Genomic DNA, 5025 nt, shown 5'->3' on the forward strand with positions numbered 1-5025 from the left:
GATAGATTATTTCCTAGTACAAAGCTTTGTAATTATTGCAAGTTTAAGAATGATTCCCTTACCTTAAAGGATAGGGAATGGACTTGCCCAAAATGCGGAACCCACCATGATAGGGACTCAAATGCAACAAAAAACATTAGGGAAGAAGGCATTAGAATTCTATCAACAAATACCGATGGGCAGTCGGAACTTCAAGCTTGTGGAGAAGATCTAAGACTCGTTAGTAATTCTACTAAAAAGCGTTCTTCTGTGAAACAAGAATCTCCCGTTATAGCGTCAGCTTAACGGGAGAGTGTCAAACCATTCTATTTTGGTAGGCTGCAAGATTGCTAATTGCCAATCGGCGATCGCGGTAACGGAGCAACGATCGGACATATATAGTGTAGAGGTTGCCCCTCTGTTTTGCGCCTATCTGCTTACCCGCTTTCCCGCTCAAGAACTCGAAGCACTTTAGTAGCGTCGCCGAGAGTCGCCACGACTGTTGTTTCCCCAGCCAGCAGCAGAAGGTTTTCTTTCTTCGCGAGGCTTTGCTTTATTAACTTTTAGATCGCGACCCATCCATTCAGCACCATCAAGAGCTTCAATAGCAGCTGCTTCTTCAGCATCTGTTGCCATTTCCACAAAACCAAATCCGCGAGAGCGACCTGTCTCGCGGTCAACGGGGATCTGAACCCGCTTCACTGTGCCGTAATCTGCAAAAACTCTGCTTAGGTCATCTTGAGTAACTTGGTAGGATAGGTTGCCTACATAAATAGACATGGAATATCTCCGAAATCAGACGAACGTAACCATTGAAATTCGGAGAGATTCCTGTCAATATTTCTCTTCATACCAACAACAAACACTGCACCGAATTCAACTGTCATGATATAGTTTAGCACAAAAGTTAAAATGAAGAGCTTTTCCAAACCAAAATTTCCTATTTTGGGTGATGTCGGATCGGTATAAGTGGGATAAGCATTTGCGCTTCTCGTCTCTATAACCGCACCACTAAACTGGGGTCAAGATCCTGCAATTTAGGGCAACCGCTCAAAGCCATTGCCACATCCAGTTCATCTCGTAACAGTTCCAGGACGTGGCCAACACCAGCTTCTCCACCAACAGCTAATCCCCATAAGACAGGGCGTCCCAACAATACTGCTTTTGCACCCAAAGCCAACGCTTTAATAATATCTGTGCCGCGACGGATACCCCCATCGACAAGTACATCTACTTTGTCCCCGACAGCAGCAACAACTTCACTCAAAGCATCGATCGATGCGATCGATCCATCCAATTGTCTCCCCCCATGATTGGAAACAATTACTGCTTTGGCTCCATATTCCACTGCTCGATCGGCATCGTCTCCTCGCAATATTCCTTTTACTACTAAAGGTAGATGCGAAATTGATTGCAACCACTCTAAATCTTTCCAAGTTAGTGCTGGATTCAGCTGCTCTAAAAAATAGGTAAACAAACCCGATTCACCTGCTTTGAAAGAAATCTCTAAATCTGCTATATTATCAAGGTTTGCCAATGCCATACCCGATGGCAAAACAAATTGATTGCGCCGATCTTTCTCTCTTCGTCCCAACACAGGCGCATCCACAGTCAAGCAAAGCGCCTGAAAACCAGCTTGGCTTGCTCGTTCTACCAGTGCCTTTGTCAAACCCCTATCCCGATGCACATATAGTTGAAACCAGCGCAGACAATCTATTTTCCCAACTTCCTCCACACTCTTTGTTGCTAAGGTACTCAGCACCATTACTGTACCCAGCTGACGCACAGCTTTGGCAGTAGCAATTTCTCCTTCTGGATGTGCCAAACACTGAAAAGCCATCGGCGCAACCAAAATTGGCATTTTCAGCGCTTGACCCAGTACAGTAGTACTTAAATCCCGCTGACTCACATCCACCAGCATTCGGGGACGCAGTTTATACCGTTCAAATGCCGCACGGTTATCTCGCAGCGTAATTTCGTCCCACGCACCGCTGGCGTAGTAGTCTAGCGCCATCTGAGATAGATGCTTGGCAGCTAGGGTTTCGTACTCAAATAGATTGATCGGTTGAATAGAAGCAGTCATCTGTAGCTATCAAAGAATGCGATCGCGCATCAGCCCTCTGCATCGCTCAAACTAGAACCTCCCTATTCACCAGATCGGGGACTAGCTCAAAGTCTTCTTAGGCGCTAAATTGAGATTAGCGCAAACAAGATGCCATTGGCAAAGCAGATATTTATATGTCTAGTTCCGATCCCGCCACTCAGCCACAGCTAGAGAATTTTAAAGTCTTTTCCAAACACGTCGGAGTTTGGCAGGGAAAATGGATACGCCTGGATGCAGACGGTCAAGAAATCGAACGTTTCACAGGTGTTGTCACTAAGAAGATAATTGATAATCAATGGTTCCAAACCAACACTTATCAATATGCTGACGGTAAAACTGTCACCCAAAATTTTGTCGGAATTGTGGCGGGTGTCGGCGCAATCAAAATTGAAAGTTCAGAGCCTCCTTTTTCTAACTTCGCTACCCTGGCAGAAGAATACAGCGAAAACACAATTCTTTTCCGGATTTGGGATAAAGCGACTGGAGTACTAATTGGGATCGAAACCATCGTCCTGAGCGATGAAAATAATTGTATACGCACAAGTCAAGGATATACATTGGATGGCAAATTCAAAGGTGGTTTGATGATTGTAGAACACAAAATTGAGTCCTGAATTAGAATTACACGAACTTAAAATTAGGCCATGTCAAAGTCTTTATTGCCAATAGTAAGTGTAGCATCTGCGATTGGTTTGCTAAGTATCGCCTTGAGTGTGGTAGGTGCAGCACCTAAAACACCAGATGTGCGGGTAGCTCAACAACCTAACTGCAACAACCCTCAAACTCAAAGCGAAATGAATGCCTGTGCTGGCATATCCTATCAAAACGCAGATAGAAAATTAAATCAAGTTTACCAACAACTGCTTCCCAAGTTACCAGCAGCGCGAAAACAAAAATTAGTTGCCGCACAGCAAGCTTGGATAAAGTTTCGCGATGCCAGTTGTGTGTTTGAACGAAGCGAAGTTGAGGGGGGAAGTATGGCTCCCATGATTTACGGTAATTGTTTGGCAACTGTCACAGAGCAGCGCACAAAAGATTTAGAGGGATATCTAGATGCCCTAAATAATAGATAATTTTTCATTCTTTGCTTTTGAGGTGCGATCGCATACTATTTCGTAAGCGATCGCACCTCATTACTGCCCGCAAAGCCTATCCACATATTATACTAAATCCAAACAAATGCTCAACAAACTTATCCCCACTTCTGCGCTTGCCCTTACTATGGCAGCCGCTAATTTCTATCTCCCACAAAATGCGATCGCCCAACGAGCAAATACCACCGTACCCATTCGCCAAATCCTCGCCAAAATCAAAAACAAAACCCAAGTGCCGATATTTCTTCCCAGCAGCATTCCCTCATCAGATAGATTTTATTTTAATACCCAAGCAACCAGAAATAACTACGTCGTTTTCTTCGATTATACTCCCAATTGTCAGGGAACAACAGCTTGCAATATGGGTGCGATCGATGCCGAAAAAGGCGGACAATTTATCACCCCAATGCAAGGTACAACCAGAACATTTAAAAATATCCAATTAGCGGGGAGAACAAGAGGCATTTTTCACAACGGGTGCGGTGCATATTGCACAGCTTCAGTCGAATGGCAAAATCAGGGAGTTCTCTATCGAGTATCCATTAAAAACGGACGAGAAGCAGAAACTGTGCAGATAGCAAATTCGGCGATTCAAGCTGGCAGACGTTAAATTCATTACGCGATACTGAGGTACAAAAAAAACCGCTAAATAAGAGCGAAACCGGGTTTCTTTGTTACATTTGATTTACGTGAAAACCATTTGTGCGATCGCACTCCTCCATACCCATATCTCCTGCTGTACCCTTGAAGATGTAGCATTACCACCGATACAATGTCTAAAATTACCGTTGAAGAAGCCAGTCAAAACCTCCAAGCTATCCTAGAACAAGTAGCAAAAGGAGAAGAGGTGAGCCTCTGGCAGGATGGAAAAGTAGTAGCCAGATTAGTTCCGCCACTCACAAAGGAGGAATGGTTAGCCAAAATGGATAAATTTCGTGCTTCTATTCAAGTCAAGGGTGAACCAATGAGTCAAACAGTAATTAAGCTAAGGCAAGAGGAACGCTATTGATTTATTTAGACACCAGTGTTATCGTTCTTTTCTACTTGCCAGAAGCTCTCAGTATTGCTATTCTCGAATTACTGGCAATAGAAGAGCAACCAGCGTTGAGTCAGTTAGTAGAAATGTTTTCCGCATTATCTCGCAGAGTGCGAATGAGGGAAATATCCCAAGAGCAAGCAAGAGAGATAGCCGAGCAATTTCAAATTCACCTAGACGGCGGTTTCTATACCCGTATACCATTAGAACCAATTCATTATCAGCAAGCGCGTGAGTGGATTGCGCGTTTCGATACGGCTTTACGTACTCTTGATGCTATACATTTAGCAATTGCCGCCGCCAACGATTTGCGTTTGGTAACAGCTGACGAAACACTCGCGGAAGCAGGTAATGTTTTCGGAATAACAGTTCAATTAATTACACCATAAAGTAATTCAATTTTTTTAGCGATCGCACTCTTCAAATAAATCTATCTCCTCAGTAAAAGCGATCGCACTAGCTTTCGGGATAATTCATAAATTACCCCGAAAGCTAACTACTACGGTTCTATCCCTAACTCTCGCAAACGTCGCGCTAAATATTCTGCGCGTTGTTCGGCTTCAGAAGCGCGTTGTTCGGCTTCAGAAGCACGTTGTCGCTCCATTTCTGCTTGCTGCTGTGCCGCTTCAGCATCATTGACACTCAAGAGCCCTAAAGGGACGGGGATTCTTCATTCATAGACTCAGCTTGCTTGCGACTGGATTACTCCAGCCAAAGTAGCGGCCAAATCTCCTGAAGCGTTCGGATCTTCGATCCAAGTTCCGGTATGCCCTACCGTACTCAAGGCTACTTTTAGAATCATCAGTGCCGCA

The 5025-nt window shown here is 44.2% G+C and carries 10 protein-coding genes and 1 pseudogene; 7 read left to right on the top strand and 4 right to left on the bottom strand.

The features are described from left to right. Together H6S82_RS17760 and H6S82_RS33030 are read left to right on the top strand one after the other, a co-directional pair. The coding region (locus tag H6S82_RS17760; RefSeq protein WP_191056491.1) for a zinc ribbon domain-containing protein at positions 1-285 on the top strand (285 nt) is incomplete at its 5' end. Between the two features lie 7 nt (positions 286-292). Next, positions 293-454 carry a hypothetical protein gene (locus tag H6S82_RS33030; protein WP_190465663.1) on the top strand — a complete coding sequence of 54 codons (162 nt, stop codon included), beginning with the start codon at positions 293-295 and terminating at the stop codon, positions 452-454. On the opposite strand, the gene H6S82_RS17765 is transcribed toward H6S82_RS33030, so the two are convergent. Both H6S82_RS17765 and H6S82_RS17770 read right to left on the bottom strand, forming a co-directional pair. Next, on the bottom strand, positions 451-759 hold the full coding sequence (locus H6S82_RS17765) for an RNA-binding protein (RefSeq protein WP_190465661.1): 309 nt from the start codon (positions 757-759) through the stop codon (positions 451-453). The genes H6S82_RS33030 and H6S82_RS17765 overlap by 4 nt on opposite strands. Positions 760-976: 217 nt before the next feature. Next, positions 977-2062 carry an alpha-hydroxy acid oxidase gene (locus tag H6S82_RS17770; protein WP_190465659.1) on the bottom strand — a complete coding sequence of 362 codons (1086 nt, stop codon included), beginning with the start codon at positions 2060-2062 and terminating at the stop codon, positions 977-979. Positions 2063-2217: 155 nt separating this feature from the next. Between H6S82_RS17770 and H6S82_RS17775 the strand changes: the two genes are divergently transcribed. From H6S82_RS17775 to H6S82_RS17795, 5 genes are all read left to right on the top strand, one after another. Then, positions 2218-2697, top strand: a complete 480-nt coding sequence (locus H6S82_RS17775; RefSeq protein ID WP_190465657.1) for a DUF3598 family protein — start codon at positions 2218-2220, stop codon at positions 2695-2697. 30 nt (positions 2698-2727) lie between these two features. Then, on the top strand, positions 2728-3156 hold the full coding sequence (locus H6S82_RS17780) for a lysozyme inhibitor LprI family protein (protein WP_190465655.1): 429 nt from the start codon (positions 2728-2730) through the stop codon (positions 3154-3156). Between the two features lie 106 nt (positions 3157-3262). Next, positions 3263-3787 (top strand): hypothetical protein, encoded by a 525-nt coding sequence (locus H6S82_RS17785; protein ID WP_190465653.1) that lies wholly within the window; start codon positions 3263-3265, stop codon positions 3785-3787. 162 nt (positions 3788-3949) lie between these two features. After that, positions 3950-4186, top strand: a complete 237-nt coding sequence (locus H6S82_RS17790) for a type II toxin-antitoxin system Phd/YefM family antitoxin (RefSeq protein ID WP_190465651.1) — start codon at positions 3950-3952, stop codon at positions 4184-4186. After that, positions 4183-4602, top strand: a complete 420-nt coding sequence (locus H6S82_RS17795) for a type II toxin-antitoxin system VapC family toxin (RefSeq protein WP_190465649.1) — start codon at positions 4183-4185, stop codon at positions 4600-4602. Before H6S82_RS17790 ends, H6S82_RS17795 begins: the two co-directional genes overlap by 4 nt. 110 nt (positions 4603-4712) lie before the next feature. Here H6S82_RS17795 and H6S82_RS17800 read toward each other — a convergent pair whose 3' ends face one another. Further along, positions 4713-4859, bottom strand: coding sequence for a hypothetical protein (locus H6S82_RS17800; protein ID WP_190465647.1), 147 nt, complete (start codon positions 4857-4859; stop codon positions 4713-4715). Between the two features lie 5 nt (positions 4860-4864). Continuing rightward, positions 4865-5025 (bottom strand): annotated as a pseudogene (locus H6S82_RS33620) (RNA-guided endonuclease TnpB family protein); the annotation flags it as partial.

This window comes from Planktothrix sp. FACHB-1355, assembly GCF_014748295.1.
GTDB lineage: Bacteria > Cyanobacteriota > Cyanobacteriia > Cyanobacteriales > Aerosakkonemataceae > Aerosakkonema > Aerosakkonema funiforme_A.

What these genes read in the sequence shown, in the direction of transcription:
- H6S82_RS17765 (WP_190465661.1), bottom strand. Translation starts at nt 759, where the DNA reads ATGTCTATTTATGTAGGCAACCTATCCTACCAAGTTACTCAAGATGAC.
- H6S82_RS17770 (WP_190465659.1), bottom strand. Translation starts at nt 2,062, where the DNA reads ATGACTGCTTCTATTCAACCGATCAATCTATTTGAGTACGAAACCCTA.
- H6S82_RS17775 (WP_190465657.1), top strand. Translation starts at nt 2,218, where the DNA reads ATGTCTAGTTCCGATCCCGCCACTCAGCCACAGCTAGAGAATTTTAAA.
- H6S82_RS17780 (WP_190465655.1), top strand. Translation starts at nt 2,728, where the DNA reads ATGTCAAAGTCTTTATTGCCAATAGTAAGTGTAGCATCTGCGATTGGT.
- H6S82_RS17785 (WP_190465653.1), top strand. Translation starts at nt 3,263, where the DNA reads ATGCTCAACAAACTTATCCCCACTTCTGCGCTTGCCCTTACTATGGCA.
- H6S82_RS17790 (WP_190465651.1), top strand. Translation starts at nt 3,950, where the DNA reads ATGTCTAAAATTACCGTTGAAGAAGCCAGTCAAAACCTCCAAGCTATC.